The sequence below is a fragment of the Winogradskyella jejuensis genome, assembly GCF_900129745.1.
Taxonomy (GTDB): Bacteria; Bacteroidota; Bacteroidia; order Flavobacteriales; family Flavobacteriaceae; genus Winogradskyella; species Winogradskyella jejuensis.
The window spans coordinates 591,384-617,034 of record NZ_FQWS01000002.1; the positions used below are offsets into that span (position 1 = coordinate 591,384).

Consider the following 25,651-nt stretch of genomic DNA (forward strand, 5'->3'; position numbering starts at 1 on the left):
CCATATTTTTTTCTAAATATTCAACTTACCTCACTTTACTTTTAGTTACTACTTTGTGCAATAGTTTAGGAAAGAAACGTTTTAAGAACACACCTGTAGTCTCTTTTCTTCCTATGTAAGCTTCAAATTTTTCTTTGGAGATGGCTTTGAGCATTCGCTTTGCAAATTCATCTACTGGTAAGCCATTTTCAGTAGCTTCATCAAGTTGATTAAGTTGAGAGCCATCACCAGTCAGCGCATTGTGAGATACATCTGTATTCACAAAACCTGGACATATTAAGGTGACTTTTATATTGTCTTTTTCGTGTTCCATACGTAACACATCAAAAAAGCCATGAAGCGCATGTTTAGCTCCACAGTACCCAGAACGGAATGGCGAACCAAATTTCCCCATTAAGCTGGTTACAGTAACATAGTGTCCTGATTTATTGCTAATAAAGTGTGGTAATAGTGCTTTAGATAAGGCCACTGTTCCTAAATAATCAACTTCCATTAGCTTTTTATCAACAGAAATATCAGTATCTACAATTAAAGACCGTTGGCTTATACCACCATTATTGACAAGGATGTCTACTTTTCCGAAAAATGAAACTGCTTTCTCAGCAATAGGTTTCATAAGGCTGTAGTCTGCCAAATCAAAAGGTAGAATAGAAATAGCCTCAGTGTTATTACATTCAGACTTCACTTTATTTAATTCTGTTTCTCGTCTAGCGGAAAGGATGAGTTTGCAATTTTGTTTAGAAAATTCTAGAGCTAAAGCTTTACCAATCCCGCTAGAAGCACCAGTTATCCAAATCACTTTATCATTAAAATCCATAAAACGTAATTTATGTTTTAAAAGTAGAAAATCTAAGCTAATTGCCATGTTGATGTTTCAAAAAAAGATAATTATTTAAGTATCTTTGATGCACTTATGATTAAGGCAACTTACCAACAATATATTTTAAATTTTAAACGGCCTAGTGGGACTTCTAGAGGTACAATGACCACTAAAGAAACCTGGTTTATTCGCCTAGAAAAAGACGGTAAAGTTGGAATTGGCGAATGTGGTATTTTAAGAGGACTTTCTATCGACGATAGACCAGATTATGAAAATCAACTAAAATGGGCTTGCGAAAATATTAATTTAGGTTTAGAAAAATTGCTTAATCATCTTGTTGAAATGCCAAGCATCCAATTCGGATTAGAAATGGCATTCAAATCTTTAGATTCGGCTAATTTGTTTAAATTATTTCCTTCAAACTTTACAAAAGGAAAAGACAGTATACATATTAATGGTTTGGTTTGGATGGGAGATGAAGCTTTTATGCGTCAGCAAATTATTGAGAAAATTGAATCTGGTTTTAAATGTATTAAGCTAAAAATTGGAGCTATTGATTTTCAAACTGAATTAGATATTTTAAAATCCATTCGGAAAGAATTTTCAATATCTGATATAGAATTGCGAGTGGATGCCAATGGCGCTTTTCGCCCTAAAGAAGCTTTAGAAAAGTTAAATCGTCTTTCAGAATACCACTTGCATTCCATAGAACAGCCTATAAAGCCTAAACAATTTGAGCAAATGGCTAAGCTTTGTGAGACTTCTCCAATAGATATTGCTTTAGATGAAGAGTTGATAGGTGTTTTTTTTGAGAGCGAAAAGGAAGAACTTATTTCTATTATAAAACCCCAATATATCATTTTAAAACCTAGTTTGGTAGGCGGTTTTCAGGGCAGTCAAGAATGGATAGATATTGCGGAAAAGCATACTATAAAATGGTGGGTTACTAGTGCGCTTGAGAGTAATATAGGCTTAAACGCTATTGCTCAATGGACATATACGCTTCAGAATAGTTTACCACAAGGTTTGGGAACGGGAGGTTTATTTACTAATAATTTCCATTCGCCATTAATTGTAAAAAATGGTACTTTGCAATACGATATAAAAACAAATTGGGAACTTAATATTTTAAAATGAATTATATACAACAAGCTTATAAAGGAAAACTTGAGACCTGGATGGTGATACTCACAACGGTATTAGTTTCAGGATTATTCGTCATCAATTTTATCTTTTATCTATTTTCCTCACCAGAGGATTTAGACATGGCTTATGAGATGATGAAAAGTTGGGACTCTAATCTTATGTTGATTTTAAACTTAGGTATTTTCGTACCGTTACTCTTACTGTTATTTGCTCTTGTAAAATATGTACATCAACGAAGTGTTTTGTCTCTAACGACATCAAGGTCTAAGGTAGATTTTAAACGTGTTTTTTTCTCATTTTTTTTAGTCGTTGGTTTTACAATAGCAACATTTGCGATAGGTTATTACTACGATTCTTCAGATATCGTTTACCAATTTAACCCGGGAAGATTTGCCATTCTGTTTTTGATATGTGTTGTTCTGTTTCCTTTTCAGATTGGTTTAGAAGAATATCTATTTAGAGGTTATTTGATGCAGCATATAGGTGTTATTGTTAAGAATAAATGGTTTCCATTGATTTTAACTTCAGTACTCTTTGGTATTATGCACAGTGCAAATCCTGAAGTTGCCGAAATCGGATATTTTAAAATGATGATATTTTATGTAGGTACTGGTTTACTTCTTGGAATTATGACATTGATGGACGAAGGTTTAGAGCTTGCTTTAGGATTTCATTTAGGAAATAATCTTCTAGCGGCTTTACTGATTACTTCAGATTGGTCTGCATTACAAACGGATGCGATGTTTAAAAATACTGCTGAGCAGGGTATAAGTTCCATTACAGAAATTTTAGCACCTGTTATCATCGTTTATCCAATAATGCTTTTAATTCTCTCTAAAAAGTATGGATGGACCAACTGGAAAGAACGCTTGTTTGGTAAAGTAATACCTCCACCAAAAGAAGATTATAAAGTACTAGACTAATGACGCCAAGTTTTAATAAAATTCATAACCGATTTAAGTTCAACGGACATCATTTTAGTCATGAAGAACTTAAAGAAGTCGCTTACAGTCTTATAAAAGAAGGGCAGCCTTTTAGCCAAACTATGGGAGATTTTCTAACGGATTGGTTAAATAATGATGACTTTTTATTCGTTAATACCTCTGGTTCAACAGGACAGCCAAAACGCATAAAACTTCAGAAGCAAGCCATGGTAAATTCGGCTATAGCTACAGGTGATTTTTTTGGTTTGAAACCAGGAGATACTGCAATGAATTGCTTACCTAGTCACTATATAGCTGGTAAAATGATGTTGGTTCGTGCCATGATTTTAGGTTTAGAAATCGATTGTGTTGAGCCAAGTACGCATCCCATTTTCGATTACGAGAAGCCATACGATTTCTGTGCAATGATTCCGCTTCAATTAAAGCATACTATAAATTATACTCAGAATGTAAAGACGATTATTATTGGTGGGTCAAAAATTACACAACCACTAGTAGAGAAAATCAAAGTAAGTACCTCACTATTCTACGAGACTTACGGTATGACAGAGACTGTAACACACGTTGCTTTAAAGCGGTTAGAGTCTAAAGCGCATAAAGGTGAATCTGTTTTTACCGCACTTCCTGAGGTGACTTTTAAACAAGATGAGAGACAATGCTTAGTAATTAATGCGCCAAATTTAGTTGAAGACGCATTGGTTACTAATGATGTTGTTGATTTGAAATCTGAAACAAGCTTTATTTGGCTTGGGCGCTATGATAACGTTATTAATTCTGGAGGTGTTAAATTATTTCCAGAACAAATAGAAGATAAATTACAAGAAGTCATAGATGAACGTTTTATTGTAGCCTCTGAAGCTCATGATAGCCTTGGCGAAAAATTAATACTTATCATAGAAAATCCTCGAGACTCAATAGATAGTTTCAAAACACGTTTAAAGCATCTTAAAGGGCTTGCTAAGTTTGAAGTTCCTAAAGACATCTACACTATAGATAGGTTTATTGAGACAGCAAGTGGTAAAGTTCAGCGTAAAAAAACCATTAATTCTGTTTTAGGCTAGTTCACTCACCAAAGTATAAGCTTCACTCATTCTGCATTTTATAACCAAGGTATTGCATTTAGTTTTATGCAAACTTTAAAATGTAGAACCCATGAAAAAGCTAATCCAACTAGTTGTATTACTGTTAGTAACAGCACAACTGCAAAGCCAAGAACGAAGAATTGAAACCGAATCCGTAACTCTAGACAACCTTTTTACGTTTATCGTAGACCATTTTGAAGAAGATGGTAATCCACAGAACGTCACCTTTTTATTAAAGACACATAAAGGTGATTTTTCAGAAGAAGACAAATTTATTTTAAAGCAAACCTTCAAACTGCTTTCAAAACGTCTTACAGAAGACGATTACATTAGTATTGCCACTTATAACCATTATAGCGGCATTGCACTTTCTAAAACTCCAGCTACTCAGCTAAAGAAGATGCTTTATGCAATTGAGCATCCAAAAGAAAGTATCGAAGCATTTGCCAAAGATGGTATTGAGTTTGCTTACAAGTATGCCAATATAAATTTTGAAGAAGATTATGACAATAAAGTTATAATGATTCGTCTTCCTGAGCGAAAATCTACAGCAAATAACCTAGTGAATCCTGTAGCTGCAACTACTGCAACCACAAAACAAAAAGGTAATGGCACTGCAATAGTACTATCTGCATTGGCGCTTTTACCAGAAATCATTCAAGTTATTAAAAATTAAACCTTCTAAAACATCTTATTATGAAAAATTTAATACAATTCTTTGTGATGTTTATATTTATTAGTAATGCTTATTCTCAAACATCTCCACAATTAAAAATAAATGGTGATAAACAACTAAAATTAAGCATGCTAAAAGTTACAGCTGACATCTCTAATCAATATGCTAAAGTAACTTATGATATGACTTTCTATAATGGAAAGAATAGAATATTAGAAGGGGAATTGGCTTTTCCTTTAGGTCAAGGCCAAACAGTATCTCATTTATCAATGGATTTAAATGGTATTTTAAGAGATGCAGTTGTTGTAGAAAAAGAGCTTGGACGTGTAGCTTATGAGAACACTATTAAGCAGCGAATTGACCCCGTCTTATTGGAAAAGACAAAAGGAAATAATTATAAAGTTAGAGTATACCCAATTCCAGCAAAAGGATACAAAAGAATAGTAATCAGTTATGAGCAAAATCTTTCAGTTCTGGATAATAATTATTTATTTGAAATTCCTTTTGATTTTAAGAATAGATTGGATGATTTTGAGTTAGAAATAATTCAAAATTCAAAAGAAATAATGCCGATAGTTGATGGTTTATTTCAAAATAATTTAAAATTTAAGAGAAATTCTAAAAATGTAATAGCTCAATTTAAAGCAAAAGATTTCAGTGCTAATAATAGTCTCAAGATTAAATTCCCTACAAATTCTAATGTTAGTTTAATTGTAGAAGATGACCACTTTTTTTTGAACAAGAATATACAAGCTAAGTCAAGATTGAAGGAGAATCCAGAATCAATTGTATTGCTATGGGATGCATCTTATTCTATGCAGTACAAGAATTTAGAAAAAGAACTTGAATTATTAGATTTATATTTTTCAGAGTTTGAAAATGTAAAAGTAGAATTGATAGCCTTCAGTAATTCAGTTCTTCAAGTAGAAAAGATGATTATTAAAGATGGTAATTGGAGTTATTTAAGAAATAAGCTAGAGAATGTCGATTATGATGGTGGTACATCTTATCAAAAATTACCTATTTCAAATGTTGATGAAGTTATCCTAGTTTCTGATGGGATGCATAATTTGGGTAATTTAAATCCTAAGAACTTTAAAAGATTTTATGCAATTAATTCTGTAAAATCTGCTAATCATGAATTGCTGGAAGCTTATAGTAATAAGTTTGGAGGTAATTATATTAATCTAAATAGAGATACAGTCATTTTAAGTTTAGAGAAACTTAGAAATGAATCATTACAATTTCTAGGAATAAAAAGTAACAACAGGATTTTTGAAGTTTATCCAAAAAATAATGAGGTTGTGAATGGTAATTTTTCCTTAGGAGGGAAGCATTTTAATGCTAATAAAGTTGAATTATTATTTGGTTATAAAGATGAAGTAGTCAAAACCATAAAAATTGATATGCAAACTGGCGTAAAATCCAATTTGGCAAAACGACTTTGGGCTAAGCAAAAACTAAAATATTTAGAAAAGTCAGCCAAAGAAAATAAAGAAAAAATTATTGGACATAGTAAGGACAATCATTTAATATCTCAATATACTTCAATGATTGTTTTAGATAGAATTTCAGATTATGTGCGTTATAAAATTGAACCACCTATAGAGCTAATGGATGATTATAAAAGGCTTTTATCTAATAGTAAACGACAAGAAGTGTCAAGAGCCAAAATTATTGAAAGAAGACTAGAAAGTTTAAAAGAAGATTATGAAGATTTAATTGAATGGTATACTAAAGATTTTAACTTAAAGCCAAAAATTAAAGTTAAACCCGAAATAAAGCCTACAATTTCTAATGTACCAACTTCTACGAATTTAGTAAATCAGTCTACTGCATCAGTTTCTAGAGAATTTGATTCATTACAACCTACTATTTCTGGAATAATAACTGCTTCAAGTGATGGACTACCATTACCAGGAGTAAATGTTTATATAAAAGGTTCAACACGTGGGACTCAGACAGATTTTGATGGAAAATATACTATTAATGCAGAGCGAGGGGAAACATTGGTGTTCTCATTTGTCAGTATGCAAACCGAAGAAATAGTTTTAAATAATCAACAAAATGTTGATTTGGTTATGAAAGATAACACATCTTCTTTGGATGAAGTAGTCATAACAGGTTACGCAACAACTACAAGGGCAAAGTCTTCTGTTTCATCAGTAAGAATTTCAAGTGAACAAATTGAGAATAGACCAAATGCAAGCTTCGTTCAAACTTTGTCGGGTCAAGTTCCAGGTCTTAATATTACCACTGCGTCGGGAAATCCAGGTGGTAATAGCATAGTGCAAATAAGAGGCGTATCTTCAATTAATGGAAACACGAACCCGCTATTTGTGGTAGATGGTGTTCTCATATCTGAAAATGAATTTAGAAATCTTAACCCAAAAGATATTGCAGAAGTCTCTGTTCTTAAAGATGCTGGTGCTACAGCCATTTATGGTAATAGAGGTGCTAATGGGGTTATTGTAATTAAAACAATGGAAGGATTAGAGAATAGAAGTGAACTAATCAAAGAGTTAGATTCAAAAATTGAAGAGCATACTACATTGCAGTCATGGAAAAAAAATGCGTCATATTTAGCATTGTTAAATGAGCAAGTAGATATAGACAAAGCCTATAAGCTGTATTTAGAACTAAGAGAGAAATATCATAACACACCATCTTTCTTCTTAGATGTAGCAGAATTTTTTGAGTCTAGAAATAATTATAGATATGCTTTAAGAGTGGTGTCTAACCTTATAGAAATAGAAATTGATAATCATGAACTAATTAGAGCTTTAGCATACAAGTTAGAGCAATACAAGGAATACGATTTAGTAGTTCATGTTTATGAAGAAGTCCTTAATTTGAGACCCGAAGAGCCTCAATCGGTTAGAGATTTAGCATTGGCATATATAGAAATTGGAGAAGATGAAAAAGCATATAAATTATTAAATAAAATTGTAGAAGGTGATTTATTAGAAAAAGATGAAGCAAGCAATTACTATGGTATAGAACAAATTGCATATATAGAGTTGAGTAACCTTGTATCTAATAGTAAAAAGCTTAAAAAATATAAAAAAGACTTTATTGATGTAGAAGTAGATATTAGAGTAGTTATTGATTGGAATCATGCCAACACAGATTTAGATCTGCATATAAAGAATCCCGCAGGAGAGGATTTATATTATGGAAAAACAACTTCAAGATTTGGGGGTATTATCTCTGATGATATGACTGAGGGCTACGGTCCGGAGACATTTAAAATAAAGAATGCACAGAAAGGAAATTATAAAATCAGTGTCAAATATTTTTCAAGTAGTGTTCAGAAAATAATAGGGCCTACAAGTTTGAAAGTTACAGTCTTCAGAAATTTTGGAAAGTCTAATCAAACAAAAGAAATAAAAGTTTTAAGATTAACAGATGAAGAAGGCATTATAAAAGCTGATACATTAGTTATATAAAAAACAAAACCCCGATGATGTTCATCGGGGTTTTTAATATTTTAAAATTAATGCTTAGTTACCAGCAGAAAGATTTTTCATTTCTTCTTCTATCATATCGTAAAACTCATCAATTTTTGGTAATACAATAATACGGGTACGTCTGTTTTTTGCTCTATTTTCAGCAGTATCATTTTCAACTAGTGGCACATAAGAACTACGTCCAGCTGCGATTAATTGTTGAGGATTAACATCTAAACTCTCTAAAACTCTTACCACTGACGTCGCACGTTTTACACTTAAATCCCAGTTGTCTAATAACGGAGGTTTGTTGTATGGTACATTATCTGTATGCGACTCTACCATAGCTTCAAAATTAGGCTTGCTATTAATTACTTTAGCTACTTTTCCTAATACTTCTTTTGCACGAGTCGTTACGTTATAACTACCACTCTTAAATAATAACTTATCAGCAATAGAAATAAACACAACACCTTTCTCAACGTTAACCTCGATGTCTGGGTCGTTGATACCAACTTCTTTCTTTAAGCTAGTTACAATAGCTAGTGTAACGCTATCTTTTCTATTCAAAGCATCTTGTAGACGTGTAATTTTTAAATCACGTTCTTTTAAAGATTCTAAAGACTTTTCAAGGTTTTCTGCACCTTTACTTGTTAATTCTGTTAAGTCTTGAGAGCTTTTTATTAAAGCTTCGTTGCTACGACGCATATCTGCTAACTGCTCTTTAAGGCCTTCTAAGCGTGCATTTGCAGCAGCTTGGTCAGACAAACAAGCGTTAAGTTTTACTGTAGCTGTATTTAATAAGTCTTGGGTTTCTTTTTGTTTTTCCTGTAATGCTAAATAATCTTTTTTAGATACACATGCTGTAAGAATCAGCAAAGCACCTAAACTCAAAAGAATTGATTTTCTCATAGTGAATTAATAATTTATTGTTTTAAATCAATACAAAACTATAGAAAAGAAAGGCGCTGACGTAACTGATTAACAAAAACTTTAACAGATTTATAAACAGTCAAATTTTTGTTTCTTTTTAATGAAATAATCCCACACAATTGAAGTGCGGTTATAATAGCCAGGTTTCTTTTTTAAAGTCCTACGCTGCTTTAGTAATTTTGGTAACGATGCATAGAAACTTCCATGGGCTTTTAGAACTGAAAAGAAGAATGAAGGCTGACCTTTTAGTAAAAACCGAATCCCAGCGATACCATCTAAAATCATTCTTATTAAAACACGGCTAAGTACATTTCTATCTGTGTTTTTTACCAAAGTAAAAAGGCTGTTTCTAAAGTTTAAGTACGTCTTTCGCGGATTTGTATTTTGAAGCGTAGCACCACCAACATGATAAACCGTAGAGGCTCCTACATATTTACTTGAGTAATTGTTATTAAAGGCACGCCAACATAAGTCTATCTCTTCCATATGGGCAAAATAAGATTCGTCAAAGCCATTCAAAGTTTTAAAAACCTCATTTTTAATAAAGAAACAAGCGCCGGAAGCCCATAATATATCTGAGGTTTCGTTGTATTGCCCCTTGTCTTCTTCAATAGTGTCAAAAATACGGCCACGGCAATACGGGTAACTGTACTTATCTATAAAACCGCCTGCTGCACCAGCATATTCAAAATGTGATTTCTTTTTATAGTCTAAGATTTTTGGTTGAATAATGGCAACATTATCAGTGTTGTATTTTTCAACAACAGGAAGTAACCAGTCTTTAGTGACTTCAATATCGCTATTTAAAAGACAAAGAATAGGCGCATCAACTTGCTTTAAGGCATCATTGTAACCTTTGGCATAGCCACCGTTCTCTGTATTCTGAATGATTTTTACTTCTGGAAAATTTTTAGTCACAAAAGAAACAGAATCATCTGTTGAGGCATTATCGGCAACATAGATTTTGGCTTCAGCAGAATATAGTATTACTAAAGGTAGAAACTGCTCTAAAAGGGCTTTTCCATTCCAGTTGAGTATAACTACGGCGATATCTTTACTACTGTAATTCATTAATTGTAATCCGGAATTTCTTTTAGAAAATCATAGTGTTGCGCTTCAACGTCCATCTGACAATAATAATGATTTATTCCGTTGGTTACCATCAAATAAGTAGCATTTAGCGTCATGTTATAACGTGCTATTTGGTCAAAAGTATCTTGATTGATTTTAATTTTTGGTGCTTTACATTCCACAATCAAAAAAATAGAACCATCTGGATTGAATACCACAATATCATAACGTTTTTTTAAGCCATTGACAGTGAGTTCTTTTTCGACATTAATTAATGATTTAGGATATTTCTTTTCAGAAATCAGATAATGCACACAATGTTGACGTACCCATTCTTCGGGTTGTAAAACCACAAATTTTTTGCGAATAATATCAAAAATAGAAACTTTATTTTCTGTACTTTTGAAACGGTAGTCGAACTTTGGAAAATTAAGGTCTTGCACTACACAAAGGTAATTTTCAATCCCCAAATAGCAAATCTCAAATCCATTCTTTTTGGAATTAAGTTTTTGAAATTTGAAACTTTTATTAGTTGGAAGAAGCAAAGCAAATAGTCACAGACATTCAGCAAGGTAACATTAAGCCTATCTATTTTTTGATGGGAGAGGAAGCCTATTATATTGATAAGGTTTCTGAATACATTGAAAATAATATTCTCGACGAAGCTGAAAAAGGCTTTAACCAAATGGTGCTGTATGGTCGTGATGTTGCTATAGATGATATTGTGAGTAATGCCAAGCGTTATCCAATGATGGCAGAACGCCAAGTTGTTATTGTAAAAGAGGCACAAGACTTAAGCCGTACTATTGAAAAGTTAGTAGATTATGTAAATAATCCACAACCTACTACTGTTTTAGTAGTTAATTACAAGTACAAAAAAATTGACAAGCGTAAAGGCTTATACAAAGCTTTAAAGAAGTCGGGTGTAGTTTTAGAAAGTAAAAAACTTTATGATAATCAAGTCCCAGACTGGATTCGTCGCGTACTTTCAGGGCAAGGCTATCAGATTACACCAAAAGCGGCGCAAATGCTTGTAGAGTTTCTAGGCACTGACTTATCTAAAATTGAAAACGAACTCAATAAACTAAAAATAGTATTGCCACAGGGCGCTCAAATTACACCAGAAGCTATTGAAGAAAACATAGGCATTAGTAAAGACTTCAATAATTTTGAATTGCGCAAAGCCGTTGGAGAGCGTAATATGGGTAAAGCGTTTAGGATTGTAAAGTATTTTGGAGACAACCCAAAAGACAACCCAATGGTAGTAACGGTATCATTACTATTCAATTTCTTTTCGCAATTATTGCAATACCACGGATTGAATGATAAATCTCCTCGAAGTGTAGCTTCTGCATTAAAAATCAACCCTTATTTTGTAAATGAATATACGAGTGCCGCTCGTAATTTTCCCATGAAAAACGTAAGTAAAGCAGTGGCTTTATTGCGTGATTTTGATGTAAAAGGTAAAGGTGTTGGTGCTAACGCCACACCTCAAGGCGATTTATTGAAGGAGCTTTTAGTAAAGATTTTTGGGTAGTTAGTTCAAATTGTAGTTTTGTCATGTCGAACGCATGTGAGACATCACATTAGGACCTAAGAATTATAAAATGATGATGTGATTTCTCGCATAGCTCGAAATGACTTTATCTTTAATTGTTTTCTTCAGTTTCTTCCTCTGCATCATCCTCATCCCTTTTTATAACCTTGTCTTTCTTGTAAATAGGAATTAAATACGAAATATTATACCCAAATCCTGCGCCAACAATACCACTGTCGTATGTACGATTAAAACCTGGGATATAGAGATTTTCAAAATTATCTGGACTAGTTTCCGAAACCAAGAACTTTAATTGAAGGTTGAGCCCCATAAAAAGGTTATTCAATACTTCAGCTTTAATACCTAAAATAATTTCTCCCCAAATGGCAGATAATCCGTCAAACTCTTCAGGATTAGTTACTTCAAATTGCTGTCCAAAATATTGATTATTTACATCGTATATAGTGTAACTATTCAGTGTTTGACTAAAAGAACTTACACCAACTCTAAAACCAGAATATATCATGTTTTCCATATCTAGCCAGTTGCGATATAGGTTATAGTCTACACCAGCTTTAAAATAACTTCCTTTTGCTGTGGAATTTAAAAAATCATTTGATAAGGTTCGCTGTTCATTTCCTAACTCACCAGCAATATATAAACGCTGAGTTAAACGATAATCACCATTAATTTCAAAGCCTTGATAATCGTCGTCAATAGCACTTCGTACCAATTTTGAAATATCAGCACCCAAACGTAATCCATATTTTTGCTGGATTGCTGTAGTGTCTGTAGCTGTTTCTGTGTCTTCGGTTTGAGCTAAAACTGAAGAAGAACAAACCAATAAAACGATTAAACTCTTAATGAAATATCTGTACATGGGTGGTGTCTTCGTTTTCAACAGTTATTTGTAAATCCGTGGTGTTAGCAAATCTTGTATTTTGAATCCAATTATCACCATCATCTATAATGTCAATTTCAATATTTTTAAAAATACTTTTGAAACCACAAGCTCTCGAAATATATATAAACTCAGTTTCATAAGTAATCTCAATAACATCTATATTAGAATTGGTAGAATTATCTTCATCTAATCTTAGATTGGTGTCTTTTTCAAAAAAATAACGCGTTATTGTAGTTTCACCCTCATCATCAATTTTTAAAGGAAGACCAGCAGAATTAGAGTTTCTATTAAATATTCTTTCTTGCTCAAAGGGTTCGACTAAAATAGCACCTGATGAGTTTTCATTATCTGGTATTGTAATATTTGCATCATCCGCATAAATGGTAAGTCGTGTTACTGTTTTTGAAACTTCAGTATCTACAGCATCAAAAAATTCAATTAATAATCTTGGTGTTGTCGGCGTACCATCTGCACAGATGTCATCGCGCTCGCAGCTGAATAAAATTAAACTGATTAAAAGAAATAGGTAAGCGTATTTTTTCATTAGGCTTTTTCAAATAAAAATACAGTCTCAATATGGGCTGTATGTGGAAACTGGTCTACTAAACTAAACTTTTTTATAGTATAACCGGCTTGCATTAATTGCTCCGTATCTCTCGCTTGCGTAGCAGGATTACAAGATACATAAACCAAACGGTCTGCATTGAGGTTTATTATTTTTTTAAGGGTTTTTGGAGCAATGCCAGCACGAGCAGGATCAAGAATTATAGTCTTTATTTTATTATTATATTCTGGGTGTTCGTTTAAGAATTTACCAACATCTGCGGCGTAGAATTTTAAACCTTCGATACCGTTACGTTTGGCATTTTCCATGGCGTCTTCGATGGCTGAAGCTACAATATCTACACCAACAATCTTTGTATTATTACTACGTGATGCTAAGATTTGCCCTATAGTTCCTGTTCCACAGAATAAATCCATAACCACAGAGTCATCAATGGCTGATTTATCGTCCAGAGCATAATCTATAACCTTAGAATACAGCTTTTCGGCCGACTTAGGATTGGTTTGAAAAAAGCTTTTCATACTAATTTCAAAATTTAAACCCAGAAGCTCTTCAACGATTTTATTTTCGCCATAAACAAGATTAATGCTTCCTGTTGTAGCGATGGTTCGGTCTCCAATTTCGTCATTTATAGTATGTAATAAACCAGCAACGCGGTCTCCAAAAAGTTCTACTAAATACTGAGCAAAAGCATCTAAATCAAACTTTGGTAAGTCGTAAGACGTGGTTACTAAATTGAAAAGTAATCGATTAGTTTTATATGATTTTCTAACTACAAAATACCTAAAGAAGCCTTCCTTTTTTGGTGCATGCCAAGGTGCTAAGCCAGTATTTTGGCAATACGCTCTAATGAGTTTAAGATTATCTTCAACCTGCTTGTCAAAAAGGCCAGAATCGTTATTAAGATTATCACCACACCACCATGTACCACGTTTTTTAAAGCCTAAAGTAAACTCATCCACATCAGTCTTTAATTCGTGATTGTAACCAATAGCTGAGAAACCATATTCCATTTTATTACGGTAATGGAAGGTGTTAGGTGAGGTTACAAATTCATCAAACTTATCTTCTATATCAGCAACTTTACCTATACGCTTAAAAAGCTCTAGCGTACTTTGCTTTTTATAGGTGTGTTGTTTTTCTATGGGCAGCTTTATATAAGGTGCGCCTGGAATGTCTTGGTAAGGTAGTTCTACTTCATCTTCAGAGTTTTTTAAAACCTCAAACAACTTACACTCAGCATAAGTCTTACTCGATTTCTTTACTTGGGCTTTTACCAACTGCCCTGGTAACGTATTGGGTACAAAAACCACAAATTCGCCATGCTCATTGCGTATGCGTCCAATACCTTTTCCGCCAAAGGCATAATCTTCAATCAATAGTTCAAGGACTTGTCCGCGCTTTACAAATTTGTTTCGTTCTCTTCGAGGCATGTTCTAAAAATTAGATTGCAAAGATAGTGGCATTTTAGAATTATCAATCTATAATTTTATTTTCCATTTTAAGGTATCTTTAATCTTTTAGTCATAATAAATGAACCTTTTTAAAACTTATCCGTCTTTAAGAGTAGAAGCTTAAGCTAGATGACAAACCAACCAATCCATAACGATGCTTATTTAGTTAAGAAACTGCAATTAGGAGATAAGAGTGCGTTGACTGTTTTGGTGAGGAAATGGCACAAACTATTTTGCGAAAAGTCGTTTTGGTTAGTAAAGGATAAGCAGGTTGCAAAAGATATTGCTCAGGAAAGTTGGGTGATTATTATAGATAAAATTGATACGCTACAAAAACCTGAGCGCTTTAAATTTTGGGCATACAGAATAGTGGTTAATAAATCTATGGATTATTTAAGGTCATCCACAAATAATAAAACAACGAGCTATTCTCAAAATATAATAGATGAAGTTGATGATAATTCTGAAAGAGAGCAACAAAAAAAAAGATTATTAGTGGCTATAAAGAGTTTACCGCAGCAACAGAAGATTGTAATTCAACTTTTCTATACCCAGAGCTATAGTTTAAAACAAATTAGTGAGATTCTTGACATTTCTGTAGGAACAGTAAAATCTAGATTATTTCATGCAAGGGAGAAATTAAAAACAATTTTAAAAACTAATAGATATGAAAACTAATACGAATGAAATAGACGAGTTAATTAAAGAAACACTAACAGAAGAGGAAGCTAAATTTTACGATTCACTTGATGAACAAAATCTTTGGCAAATGATAACCAGCTTGTATAGAGGAAAAAATTCATGGATGGTTGTTGTAATGAATGCATTTAATGTCATTGCTTTGGTATTGGCTATTTATTGCCTTATTCAAACATTTGACGTAGAGAAAACGAACGACCTCATACTCTGGATAGCTGGATTCTTTTTCTGCTTTATGTTGATGAGCATGTTTAAAATATATGCTTGGATGCAAATTCATAAAAATGCTTTAACTAGAGAAATAAAACGATTAGAACTACAAGTTTCTTCACTTTCTAACAAAATTTCGGAATAGTGTTTTTAAGCGAAAAGAATATTTAGTAATTTGCAAGCTCTAGGGATGATTTCTTTCCCACGCTGAATTTTCGACACTTTTCGGAAGGATAAAGGTAGACAAGGAATGGTTATTTACTAATTTAAAACAAATTAAAAATGGCTGTTTTAGACCACATTTCATCGCAAGAAGCGATGGCACTAGAAAATAAGTATGGAGCACAAAATTATCATCCATTACCCGTAGTATTATCTAAAGGCGAAGGTGTTTATGTTTGGGACGTAGAAGGAAAAAAGTATTATGATTTTTTATCGGCCTACTCCTCATTGAATCAAGGACACTGTCACCCTAAAATTGTTAATGCAATGAACGAGCAGGCTCAGAGATTGACACTTACCTCTCGTGCATTTTACAATGATATGCTTGGGCGTTATGAGAAATATGCCACGGAATATTTTAGGTTCGATAAAATGTTACCTATGAATTCTGGTGCAGAAGCTGTAGAAACTGCATTAAAGTTGTGTAGAAAGTGGGCCTATGAGGTGAAAGGAATTGATTTAAATAAAGCCGAAATTGTTGTCTGTAAAAATAATTTTCACGGTAGAACGACTACTATTATTTCATTTTCTAACGACCCGGTAGCTCGTAAAAACTTTGGACCTTATACAGATGGATTTATAAAGGTCGAGTACGACAATTTGCAAGAGTTAGAAGATGTTTTAAGTACAAATCCTAATATCGCTGGTTTTATGGTTGAACCTATACAAGGCGAAGCCGGTGTTTATGTGCCAAGTGAGAATTATTTAAGAGAAGCCAAAGCATTGTGCGAGAAATATAATGTCTTATTTATTGCCGACGAAGTACAAACAGGCATCGCCCGTACAGGAAGATTATTGGCAACTTGTGGTAACTGTTCGTGTGAAAACAAAGATTGTTCTGGTACGCCTGATGTAAAACCAGATGTTTTAGTTTTAGGTAAAGCCTTAAGTGGCGGATTATATCCTGTTTCCGCAGTAATGGCAAATAACGAAATAATGAATGTCATACAACCAGGAAATCACGGTAGTACATTTGGAGGAAATCCTATTGCTGCTGCTGTTGCTATAGCTGCTTTAGAAGTGGTGAAGGATGAAAAACTGGCAGAAAATGCGGACTATTTAGGTAAACTTTTTAGAGCCGAAATGAATAAATATATTAAAGACAGTACTATTGTTAATTTGGTTAGAGGAAGAGGACTGCTTAATGCTATTTTAATTAATGATGATGAAGATAGTGATACGGCTTGGAACATTTGTTTACGACTAAGAGATAATGGTTTGTTAGCAAAACCTACACATGGAAACATTATCCGTTTTGCACCACCATTAGTAATGACTGAAGAGCAGTTACTCGATTGTGTTTCAATAATAACGAAGACGTTAAAAGAGTTTGAAGTTTAATAATGCCTCAATAATTAGATATAAAAAAGCCTTTTCATTTGAAAAGGCTTTTTTATATAGTAGTATTCAAAGAAATTATTGCCCTTGCGCTTTTTGCATTTCTTCAACCATTTTCTGTACAGTTTCCATGTAGGCATCCCAACCACCCATTTGCTGAATGGAATAAAGGGACCAAAGCAAATACAATACATTTATAATTAAAATTACCAATGCTACGATTTTAGCAGTCTTCATGGCTTTAGCTGAATCTAAATCAAAAGCTTCAGGATTATCTTTTACTTTATTAAGCTGTGTGTGTGCAATAAAATAAGCAGCACCTGCTAAAATAAATCCAAGTCCACCGAAGCAGCAACATAGTAGACCTACAATTGCTAATACATAAACCAAGACAGGATTCAATTTTTCTTTTTCCATTTTGTTTTCTTTTAGTTGATAAAGGTTTTAATAATAAAGCTTACCATAATTGTAGCTACGGTAACAATAGCCAAAATAGTAATTATTTTATTGAAATATTTTATTTTTTTGAAAATGTTAATCCCTATTACAGCAAATAGACTTAGCAGCGGATAGATAGTAGGATACATGTAAAACGCTGCTAAAAATTCGCCTTGAAGAATTAGATTTAAAGAACGTTGCAAACCACAACCCATACAGTCAAAGCCAAATAGACTTTTGTTAAGGCAAGGCAGCATATAATCTTCAAGCTGTATAAGAAGTAACTTCATGTTTCAAATATAAATGTTTTAAGAATAGATTATTTTTGTTCTATGAATTTATCCAAACTAATAAATATTATTTGCATTATTCTTGGAGGTGTTATAGCCATATATGCCCAGGCCGAAGCACAACAAAACACCTATATTTTAATTGGCGGAATTGTACTCTTAATGTTTGGAATTTATCGCATATCTCGAAATGTGCCTAGTAAGTTCGATAAAGCCGAAGAAGAATCATTTGTCAAAACCGAAAGAGACACTTCGACTTCTTTAAGTGACCAAATTTCAAAAGACAAAAAAGTGGAATAATGAAGAAAGGAGACAAAGTTGAAACTATTGACGATGCCATTAGAGGTACTGTCACCAAAGTTGATGGTGATACCGTATTTGTTGAAGGTGAAGATGGTTTTGAATTTGAATTTTCTAAAAACGAACTGATAAAACTCAACCCAGAAGAGTCCATTAATTTAGGTTCGTTTTCTTATCAATCTATTTCAGAGATAGCTAAAGAAAAAGAAGGGGTTCCAAAGCGAAAGATTTCAACAGGAAAACCAAAAAAACGCCACAGACCTACATTTGTTGTGGATTTGCATATTCATCAACTCACGGACTCAACCAAGGGCATGACAAATTTTGATATGCTTAATTTACAATTAGATACTGCCCGAGGTCAACTAGAATTTGCTATACGAGAGCGCATGCCTAAAATGGTATTCATTCATGGTGTGGGTGAAGGCGTACTTAAGCAGGAATTACATACGGTTTTAAGACGATACAATAACGTAACCTTTTACGATGCCGATTATAGAGAATTTGGTTTGGGAGCAACCGAGGTTAAGATATTTCAGAATGTAGCGCTTTAATCTTCAAATTCTTCTATTACTGTAACGGTATTGATAAGCGTTCCGAAGTCTATAAGATCTCCGCTTAATATTTCAAGATTGTAATCTCTAATGAAAATTCGAGAGGTAATGGTTCTAGTATATTCATTGGTCGGTAATTTTCCTGGAGAACCATAATCGATATTTTCAATACTGTTTAGATAATGTGGTGTCAACATCTCATTAACATCGTTTGCTAAATCATCACGAGGATTAAAATTTTGGTCCTGATCTTCGTTTATAGTTAATACACCATCTTCATCATCATCCGTGTCTAAATAATCAGGTGTGCCATCTCCATCTGTATCCAAAGGATTAGTTGTAGGGTTATCATCGGCATCTACATTTACTGTATCAATTTCAAACTGTGTGAGTACATTATCATCATCATCGTCTTGATCAAGATAATCTGGTATAGTATCCCCATCGGTATCTACAGCATTTGGGAAATCGCCATTTTCATCAGCATCTCCACGACCTTCAAATTCTGATGGAATACCATCGCCATCATCATCTATCACAGTCACGGTAACTTCAACAGTACCTCCTGTAGCTTCATAATTTTCTTGGATGATTAAATCCGAAGGTACAACCGCATCACATAACTCTTGATTAGTAGCTGTATCTACTATGTCTCTATTGTAAGTGCGATACAAAAATCTATTAGTACTGTTATTTATCGTGATAGTTTGCGGTGTGTCGGTTGGAGTTGGGTTAAAAAACGGAACAACATCATTTACACCTCTTGGTATAATAAGCGAAAGAGATTCGGATGGGTCATTTCTTAAATCGTATATAATAAACGACTCCGTATTATTATCGCAGAGGCTCAGTGTTTGGTCAAAATTTAAATCTATTGTAATGATATCTCCATCATCACAACTTGTTACTAATAATAAAGCGAATACAACCACTAAAATATAACGCATGTTCTCTTGAGTTTTCAACAAAAATAATCCATTTGTCAAATTATAACGTGGCATTGATAAAATAATTTTATGCCTTATTTTTGTGGCATGAAAAATATTTACCTTGATAGCGCAGCTACTACGCAATTACGACCAGAAGTGATTGAAAAAATGGCTGAAGTATTACAAAATAATTATGGTAATGCTTCATCTACCCACAGTTTTGGGCGTTCTGCAAAATCTATAATGGAACAATGTCGAAAGAATATTGCAGCATATTTTAATGTGGCAGCTAGCGAGATTGTATTTACTTCTGGAGGTACAGAGGCAGATAATCTAGCGCTACGAAGCGCAGTTAGAGATTTAGGTGTTACTGAAATTATTACCTCTAAGATTGAACATCATGCCGTTTTACATACCGTTGAGCAGCTTAAAAATGAATATAATATCAAGGTATCTTATGTTCAGCTTGATGAAAAAGGAACAGTAGATTACACACATCTAGAAGGTTTACTGCAAACGGAAGGTAAAAAGCTGGTCAGTTTAATGCATATTAACAACGAGATAGGGAATATTCTTGACCTTAAACGTGTCGCTGATTTATGTAAAGCGAATGATGCATTATTTCAAACAGATACTGTACAATCTGTTGGACATTATCATATTGATTTACAAGACATACAGGTCGACTTTTTAGCCGCTAGCGCCCATAAATTTCATGGACCTAAAGGTGGCGGTTTTTGTTTTGTAAGAAAGGAATCTGGGTTAAAACCTTTGATTTTTGGAGGAGAGCAGGAGCGTGGCTACAGGGCTGGTACAGAATGCTTACATAATATTGTGGGTATGGACGAAGCTTTGCGGTTATCTTACCTTAATCTCGAAGAAGAACGTAAATCTATAAAAGCATTGAAGCAGTATTTTATTGATAGTTTAAATGCTAAATTGCCAGGATGTCATTTTAACGGCTATTCATCAGATTTAGAAAAGAGCACGTACACTCTAGTCAATGTTTGCTTACCATTGCCACCAGAAAAGGCAGTAATGTTGCAATTTCAACTAGATTTAAAAGGAATAGCTTGCTCAAAAGGTAGTGCTTGCCAAAGCGGTAGCTCTATGCAATCACATGTATTAACTCAAGTTTTACCAGAAGATTTATTGCAACGTCCATCTGTACGTTTTTCGTTTAGTAAGTATAATACTCAAGAAGAAATTGATTATGTCGTGGATACGCTTTGTGAATTTGCTAAAAGCTAAATCTCACTAAATTTTTCCAGAGTTTTTACTACGGTATAGTCTCCATATTCACCGAATATAGCAATGTAGTTTTTTGTTTCATTATTAATAATTACAAAACTAGAGCAAGGATAATGGTATTTGAAAAATAATTTTTCAACAATTCTATTTTTATCAAGTTGCCATAAAACTCTACCATTTTTGAATTTAATAGTAGTGTCTTTTTTATGAATCCAATAGTTATTAAAACTATAATTTTTTTTCAGTTTTTTTAAATATTTCTTTTCGTACCTATTGCCGTAAAATTTTCCTCCATTGCACCTATCTCTTCCTGGATGATATTGAATGATGGTATAATTAGACTTCGGTTTTGTATTAGAATTATTTAAAAATGCATTTAATTTTTTAAAATCTGTTTCTGTGAGTCTACCATAATTTTTTCTACGAAAAAAAGTGTTAATATAGCATGTGTCATTTTCAAATACTAATGGCCAAACACTACTTTTCTCTTTGCGTTCTTTTCGAATGTTTATATAAAGTTCTTTTGAAATAGGTAATCCATTTATATCATAAAAATAGACTGGCTTATCTTGCGAATAAGTTGAGCAACAAATGCAAAGCAATATAAAAGAAATAATATCTATTCTCATTTTATATTATAATCTCGCCGACAATCTTAAATTAAAAACACGTGGCGTTAAAAAATTAGGAATAGCAAACTGACGTTGGCTATTAACATCACGTACCCAAGTATTGGTAATCGCGTTTTGGTTATTAAACATGTTGTAGATTTCAAAACCAAGAGATAGGCTTCTAAACGACTTTTTCCATTTGGAGCTATAGGTCTTTTCAGAATTTACAATTTCGTAAGACATTCCTAAATCCGCACGTCTATAATCACGCAGCCTAAACTGAAAATCATAAGGGTCTGCATAACTTGGAGAGCCACCAGGTAAACCTGTATTGTAAACAAGGTTGAGATACATTTTTAAGTCAGGCATATTTGGTACATAATCCTGAAATAAAACACCAAATTTTAAACGCTGGTCGGTAGGTCGTGAAATATACCCACGGTCGTTAATGTTTTCTTCGGTTTTTAGGTAACCAAAACTAAACCAAGACTCTGTTCCAGGGACAAACTCTCCATTTAAACGCATATCTAATCCGTACGCGTAGGCTTTTGCGTTGTTGTTTGCACGGTATCGTATTCTTACGTTTTCTAACGTGTAAGGATTCACATCAGATAAACCTTTATAATAAGCCTCAGTAACTAGCTTAAATGGTCTATCCCACATTTTAAAACTGTACTCATTACCCAATACAATATGAAAAGATTTCTGTGCTTTTACATTAGGCTGTACAACTCCGGAGGAATCTCTTAATTCTCTATAAAAAGGAGGTTGATAGTACAAACCACCAGCAACTCTAAAGAGCATGTCTTTGTCCCAGTTGGGTTTTATAGCAAATTGTGCTCGAGGACTAAACACCGTTTGAGAGTTACTTTCAATACCTTCGCCATTAACGGACCAATTATGTGCTCTTACACCAATATTGTAGTATGCGTCATGCTCACCAATTTTGGTGTTTTTTTTGTATTGCACAAAAGCTTGGAGCCTATTTATTTGTACTTCGTTAAAAGCTCTAATATTCTGAAATGCCGTTAAAGGTCCATTAAAAGGTACATCTGGTTGAAAGTTTGGTTGCATTACTGATGGTGGACGGATTGAAAACCCTGCTGAGTCAATAACTTCGGATTCTACCAATCGGTCACGGATATCCTCACGAGTATACTTTACAGACCATTCAATATTACTATCTTCATTAATGTTGTAATCACCGCGATGTTCTAAGTTGAAAATCAACGCATCTAAATCGTTACGCGCTCTTGTTAGCTGAGAACCAATACCTTCGCTAAATTCAACTTCACCTAAATTCTCATCTCCAATATTAGTATTTACTTCGCCTAAACGGTATTGCGCAAAAATATCGAAGTACTCTTGTTCCGTAGCATGATATGCAGAACCAATAAGTTTTAATGTAGTTTTATCATTCAGAAAGTAATTGGCTTTAAAAGCCCCGAAATATGTTTGGTATTCGGTTTGTTCTTGCCCTTCGTAGAAAACCAATAAGGCTACAGGCTCATCTACGGTGCCAAAATTGGTCTGTCTATTTTCTGGTTCAAAATTGTATTGGTTTAAAGAGATGTTTCCTAAAAAATTCAGATGAAATTTATCCGTAAAACGATAAGTTAAATAAGTTTGAACATCTGCAAATACAGGTTCTACATTTCCGTTCGTTTCAAGGCTATTAAGTACCAAGCTATTATCGCGATATCTTACGCCAGAGATACTAGAAAACTTACCATTTTCGGATGCTGTTTCTACAGCAACACTCCCGCCTAAAAGACTTAAATCTGCACTTACACCAAACTTTGAAGGCTTTTTATAGGTGATGTCAAGCACAGAGGACAGCTTATCTCCATATCGTGCTTGGAATCCTCCAGCAGAAAAATCTACATTAGAAACTAAGTCTGTATTCACAAAACTTAAACCTTCTTGATTACCAGAACGGATAAGAAAAGGACGATATACTTCAATCTCGTTGACATATACCAAATTTTCGTCAAAGTTTCCACCACGAACTGAATACTGTGTACTTAATTCGTTAGATATATTAACACCGGGTAGTGTCTTTAAAATATTTTCTACGCCAGGTTGTGCTCCTTTTATAGTTCTAATCACTCTTGGTGATATCGTAGTGACGCCAGTTCTGCTTTGACTTGTGTTTTTATTAATTACAACTTCAGCGATTTGCTCTACATTAACCTTTAGAACAGTATTATATTCAATTTCGCTACCATTTTTAAGATTAAATTTTTGCTCTACACGTTTATGAGATACATGTGTAAATACGACTAAAACGTCTTGGTCAGAGGGTATTCTAAGCTCATAAAACCCATTTTTGTTAGTTGTAGCGCCTTCTCCTGTATTAGCTTTAATATTTACATTTTCGATAGGTTGATTATTCTCATCTAAAATAATACCTCTTATAACGGCAGATTGTGCAAATGCGGTTATGGTAAGTAGAAAAAATAATGCAGTTAGTAAGGGTTTAGCGTTTTTCAAGAAGTTGAGTTTTATTTTCTATAAAATGTTGCTTCAAATGTAGAACTATTTCCAACATTATCAGTTACAATAATTTTTAAATTGTTTTTAGTATCTGTAATGACATTGTCATTAAAATCGTGAGTTAAGGTGTTGGTTTTGTAGTCGTATTCCATCAAAATCCATTTACCGTTGACAGTTGCTCTATATTTCGAAATTCCTGATAAATCATCGGTGATTTTCACCTTAAGATAGCGGTATTTGCTTAGCCATTTTTTATTGGTGAAGTTTATAGGCTTTATGGTTGGAGCTACAGTATCTGACGCTAAAGTATAAATACCCAATGTTTTGCTTCTAGCAGTTAGGGTATCTCCCTTTCTTCTGGTGCTAACATAGCTTGGTTTTTTATAGTAACCGTAGAGTCGAGCAATAAAGAGTTTACTTTTGTCTACATCTTTGTATTGACTGATGTCGTAATTTACCACAAAATTTTTCTGAAGCGGAATGATATCTTCATGCAAATGAATGGTGTCAGAGCTCACCCTAAAGTCCATTAAAACATCTTCATAAACAGTATTTGGATAAAAAGTGACGCCTGCTAAGTGGTCTTTTAAAACTGTAGTCTCTTTTTGTTTTACAAGATGCCTTTCAGGAGATAAAACTTCTTGGGGAGTTTCAGGTTTTTTCAATTGTCCTTTAATGGGAATAATTAATTTTGTGGTATTACCTTTAAAATCTTTTATTTCAGCTTTATAGATAGATGAAGTACTGTCTTCAATCTTTACATAACCTTGGTCAACAACATTCTTAAACATGCTTAGCGGATTATTTTCCTCAACAAAGAGCTTCTGACTTCGCGTTTTTTTGGTTTTCCACAACTCAAAATCTATAAAACGATTGAGATGTTTAGTCTCGCTAAAGCTGAAACGTTTAAAATCCATTTCAAAGACTTGATTACCGTTAAAGTATGACGAAATATTACTCACGCCATTATTATTTGGAGCTAAATCTTGTTTGTCGTAACTCACAACACCAAAACCAATATTTCCGTATGCTGAAATCTTCTCAACATTGTAATCGCCATTATCTTTTGGAATTAAACGAAGCGGAGTCCTTTTGTTTTTTCCGTTTATGAAAGAATTTTCATCTTTTGGATACGCATAAACTGCTGATATGTATGGCTTTTTACTGTCTTTAATATCAATACCAAACAACATAGGATTTATTGGGCGCTCTGCGTTGTCTCGTATTTCAAAATGTAAATGTGGGCCACCTGAACCGCCCGTGTTTCCAGAAAAAGCAACAACTTCGTCAGTATCTACCAATAATTCAGTTTTGTTAGGAAACATTTCTACCTCATAGCTTTCTTTCTCATATTGGCAATTTTTAATGTAAGCTTCAATTTTTGGAGAAAATTTTTTAAGGTGTCCATAAACGGTAGTATAGCCATTTGGATGTGTGATATAAAGTGCTTTACCGTATCCGTAATGCGAAACTTTTATTCTACTCACATAACCCATGGCAGCCGTATAAACTTTTAATCCTGTTTTGCGTTGCGTCTTAATATCTAAGCCAGAATGAAAGTGATTAGAACGTAACTCTGCAAAAGTACCAGAGAGCACAAGAGTAATATCCAAAGGATTTCTAAAATAGTCTTGAGGATATTCTGATTGCGAATACAAACTACTTGTAAGTAGAAAAAAGAGAAGAATTTTTTTCATTTAGGAATCTATTGTAGCTAAAATATAATTTTGAA

General features: G+C 33.5%; 25 protein-coding genes. 12 read left to right on the forward strand and 13 right to left on the reverse strand.

The annotated features are described in order from the left end of the window. Nucleotides 1–25: 25 nt before the first annotated feature. Nucleotides 26–817 carry an SDR family oxidoreductase gene (locus BUB95_RS10525; RefSeq protein WP_073087399.1) on the reverse strand — a complete coding sequence of 264 codons (792 nt, stop codon included), beginning with the start codon at nucleotides 815–817 and terminating at the stop codon, nucleotides 26–28. A gap of 99 nt (nucleotides 818–916) precedes the next feature. Here BUB95_RS10525 and BUB95_RS10530 point away from each other — a divergent pair, with 99 nt between their 5' ends. The 5 genes from BUB95_RS10530 (at nucleotide 917) to BUB95_RS10550 (ending at nucleotide 8,117) form a co-directional block, all read left to right on the forward strand. Further along, complete coding sequence (locus BUB95_RS10530; RefSeq protein WP_073087401.1) at nucleotides 917–1,957, forward strand: o-succinylbenzoate synthase; 1,041 nt, start codon at nucleotides 917–919, stop codon at nucleotides 1,955–1,957. Next, nucleotides 1,954–2,889 (forward strand): CPBP family intramembrane glutamic endopeptidase, encoded by a 936-nt coding sequence (locus BUB95_RS10535; protein WP_073086240.1) that lies wholly within the window; start codon nucleotides 1,954–1,956, stop codon nucleotides 2,887–2,889. The genes BUB95_RS10530 and BUB95_RS10535 overlap by 4 nt, the downstream gene beginning before the upstream one ends. Beyond that, on the forward strand, nucleotides 2,889–3,971 hold the full coding sequence (locus BUB95_RS10540; protein ID WP_073086242.1) for an AMP-binding protein: 1,083 nt from the start codon (nucleotides 2,889–2,891) through the stop codon (nucleotides 3,969–3,971). Before BUB95_RS10535 ends, BUB95_RS10540 begins: the two co-directional genes overlap by 1 nt. Before the next feature lie 91 nt (nucleotides 3,972–4,062). Next, nucleotides 4,063–4,668, forward strand: coding sequence for a vWA domain-containing protein (locus BUB95_RS10545; RefSeq protein ID WP_073086244.1), 606 nt, complete (start codon nucleotides 4,063–4,065; stop codon nucleotides 4,666–4,668). 20 nt (nucleotides 4,669–4,688) lie between these two features. Next, nucleotides 4,689–8,117 carry a VIT domain-containing protein gene (locus BUB95_RS10550; RefSeq protein WP_083573370.1) on the forward strand — a complete coding sequence of 1,143 codons (3,429 nt, stop codon included), beginning with the start codon at nucleotides 4,689–4,691 and terminating at the stop codon, nucleotides 8,115–8,117. Nucleotides 8,118–8,171: 54 nt separating this feature from the next. On the opposite strand, the gene BUB95_RS10555 is transcribed toward BUB95_RS10550, so the two are convergent. The 3 genes from BUB95_RS10555 to BUB95_RS10565 form a co-directional block, all read right to left on the reverse strand. Next, entirely contained in the window at nucleotides 8,172–9,029 is an 858-nt protein-coding gene (locus BUB95_RS10555) for an OmpA/MotB family protein (protein WP_073086248.1), read from the reverse strand. Nucleotides 9,030–9,119: 90 nt separating this feature from the next. After that, a complete protein-coding gene (locus BUB95_RS10560) occupies nucleotides 9,120–10,121 on the reverse strand; it encodes a glycosyltransferase family 2 protein (RefSeq protein WP_073086250.1) in 1,002 nt (333 codons plus the stop codon). After that, entirely contained in the window at nucleotides 10,121–10,564 is a 444-nt protein-coding gene (locus BUB95_RS10565) for a type I restriction enzyme HsdR N-terminal domain-containing protein (RefSeq protein WP_073087403.1), read from the reverse strand. The genes BUB95_RS10560 and BUB95_RS10565 overlap by 1 nt, the downstream gene beginning before the upstream one ends. Before the next feature lie 89 nt (nucleotides 10,565–10,653). Here BUB95_RS10565 and holA point away from each other — a divergent pair, with 89 nt between their 5' ends. Continuing rightward, nucleotides 10,654–11,658: a DNA polymerase III subunit delta gene (holA, locus tag BUB95_RS10570; RefSeq protein ID WP_073086252.1), complete on the forward strand. Its 1,005-nt coding sequence runs from the start codon at nucleotides 10,654–10,656 to the stop codon at nucleotides 11,656–11,658. A 112-nt stretch (nucleotides 11,659–11,770) separates the two neighbouring features. Here holA and BUB95_RS10575 read toward each other — a convergent pair whose 3' ends face one another. Genes BUB95_RS10575 through rlmD form a run of 3 tightly spaced genes read right to left on the reverse strand, consistent with a single transcriptional unit; the run spans nucleotide 11,771 to nucleotide 14,560 of the window. Beyond that, the gene (locus BUB95_RS10575) at nucleotides 11,771–12,538 is read right to left on the reverse strand and encodes a DUF6048 family protein (RefSeq protein ID WP_073086254.1); all 768 of its coding nucleotides are present in this window, start codon (nucleotides 12,536–12,538) and stop codon (nucleotides 11,771–11,773) included. After that, nucleotides 12,519–13,106, reverse strand: a complete 588-nt coding sequence (locus BUB95_RS10580) for a DUF6452 family protein (protein ID WP_073086256.1) — start codon at nucleotides 13,104–13,106, stop codon at nucleotides 12,519–12,521. Before BUB95_RS10580 ends, BUB95_RS10575 begins: the two co-directional genes overlap by 20 nt. Continuing rightward, a complete protein-coding gene (gene rlmD / locus BUB95_RS10585) occupies nucleotides 13,106–14,560 on the reverse strand; it encodes a 23S rRNA (uracil(1939)-C(5))-methyltransferase RlmD (RefSeq protein WP_073086258.1) in 1,455 nt (484 codons plus the stop codon). The genes BUB95_RS10580 and rlmD overlap by 1 nt, the downstream gene beginning before the upstream one ends. 150 nt (nucleotides 14,561–14,710) lie before the next feature. Here rlmD and BUB95_RS10590 point away from each other — a divergent pair, with 150 nt between their 5' ends. The 3 genes from BUB95_RS10590 (at nucleotide 14,711) to rocD (ending at nucleotide 17,053) form a co-directional block, all read left to right on the forward strand. Continuing rightward, complete coding sequence (locus BUB95_RS10590; protein ID WP_073086260.1) at nucleotides 14,711–15,259, forward strand: RNA polymerase sigma factor; 549 nt, start codon at nucleotides 14,711–14,713, stop codon at nucleotides 15,257–15,259. After that, complete coding sequence (locus BUB95_RS10595) at nucleotides 15,249–15,635, forward strand: DUF6768 family protein (RefSeq protein WP_073086262.1); 387 nt, start codon at nucleotides 15,249–15,251, stop codon at nucleotides 15,633–15,635. Before BUB95_RS10590 ends, BUB95_RS10595 begins: the two co-directional genes overlap by 11 nt. A 137-nt stretch (nucleotides 15,636–15,772) precedes the next feature. Next, entirely contained in the window at nucleotides 15,773–17,053 is a 1,281-nt protein-coding gene (gene rocD, locus BUB95_RS10600; RefSeq protein WP_073086264.1) for an ornithine--oxo-acid transaminase, read from the forward strand. Nucleotides 17,054–17,128: 75 nt separating this feature from the next. Here rocD and BUB95_RS10605 read toward each other — a convergent pair whose 3' ends face one another. Further along, nucleotides 17,129–17,467 carry a CCC motif membrane protein gene (locus BUB95_RS10605; RefSeq protein ID WP_073086266.1) on the reverse strand — a complete coding sequence of 113 codons (339 nt, stop codon included), beginning with the start codon at nucleotides 17,465–17,467 and terminating at the stop codon, nucleotides 17,129–17,131. 11 nt (nucleotides 17,468–17,478) lie between these two features. Beyond that, entirely contained in the window at nucleotides 17,479–17,778 is a 300-nt protein-coding gene (locus BUB95_RS10610) for a DUF2752 domain-containing protein (protein ID WP_073086268.1), read from the reverse strand. Between the two features lie 42 nt (nucleotides 17,779–17,820). Between BUB95_RS10610 and BUB95_RS10615 the strand changes: the two genes are divergently transcribed. Together BUB95_RS10615 and BUB95_RS10620 are read left to right on the forward strand one after the other, a co-directional pair. Continuing rightward, nucleotides 17,821–18,078 carry a hypothetical protein gene (locus BUB95_RS10615; RefSeq protein WP_073086270.1) on the forward strand — a complete coding sequence of 86 codons (258 nt, stop codon included), beginning with the start codon at nucleotides 17,821–17,823 and terminating at the stop codon, nucleotides 18,076–18,078. Beyond that, nucleotides 18,078–18,632, forward strand: coding sequence for a Smr/MutS family protein (locus BUB95_RS10620; RefSeq protein WP_073086272.1), 555 nt, complete (start codon nucleotides 18,078–18,080; stop codon nucleotides 18,630–18,632). Before BUB95_RS10615 ends, BUB95_RS10620 begins: the two co-directional genes overlap by 1 nt. Here BUB95_RS10620 and BUB95_RS10625 read toward each other — a convergent pair. Next, nucleotides 18,629–19,579 (reverse strand): hypothetical protein, encoded by a 951-nt coding sequence (locus tag BUB95_RS10625; RefSeq protein WP_143185595.1) that lies wholly within the window; start codon nucleotides 19,577–19,579, stop codon nucleotides 18,629–18,631. The genes BUB95_RS10620 and BUB95_RS10625 overlap by 4 nt on opposite strands. 87 nt (nucleotides 19,580–19,666) lie before the next feature. Here BUB95_RS10625 and BUB95_RS10630 point away from each other — a divergent pair, with 87 nt between their 5' ends. Beyond that, nucleotides 19,667–20,812: a cysteine desulfurase family protein gene (locus BUB95_RS10630; protein WP_073087405.1), complete on the forward strand. Its 1,146-nt coding sequence runs from the start codon at nucleotides 19,667–19,669 to the stop codon at nucleotides 20,810–20,812. On the opposite strand, the gene BUB95_RS10635 is transcribed toward BUB95_RS10630, so the two are convergent. Genes BUB95_RS10635 through BUB95_RS10645 form a run of 3 tightly spaced genes read right to left on the reverse strand, consistent with a single transcriptional unit; the run spans nucleotide 20,809 to nucleotide 25,616 of the window. After that, nucleotides 20,809–21,441, reverse strand: a complete 633-nt coding sequence (locus BUB95_RS10635) for a hypothetical protein (protein WP_073086276.1) — start codon at nucleotides 21,439–21,441, stop codon at nucleotides 20,809–20,811. The genes BUB95_RS10630 and BUB95_RS10635 overlap by 4 nt on opposite strands. Nucleotides 21,442–21,447: 6 nt before the next feature. Continuing rightward, nucleotides 21,448–23,916, reverse strand: coding sequence for a TonB-dependent receptor (locus BUB95_RS10640; RefSeq protein ID WP_073086278.1), 2,469 nt, complete (start codon nucleotides 23,914–23,916; stop codon nucleotides 21,448–21,450). Nucleotides 23,917–23,927: 11 nt separating this feature from the next. Beyond that, a complete protein-coding gene (locus BUB95_RS10645) occupies nucleotides 23,928–25,616 on the reverse strand; it encodes a M23 family metallopeptidase (RefSeq protein WP_073086280.1) in 1,689 nt (562 codons plus the stop codon). Nucleotides 25,617–25,651 lie beyond the last annotated feature (35 nt).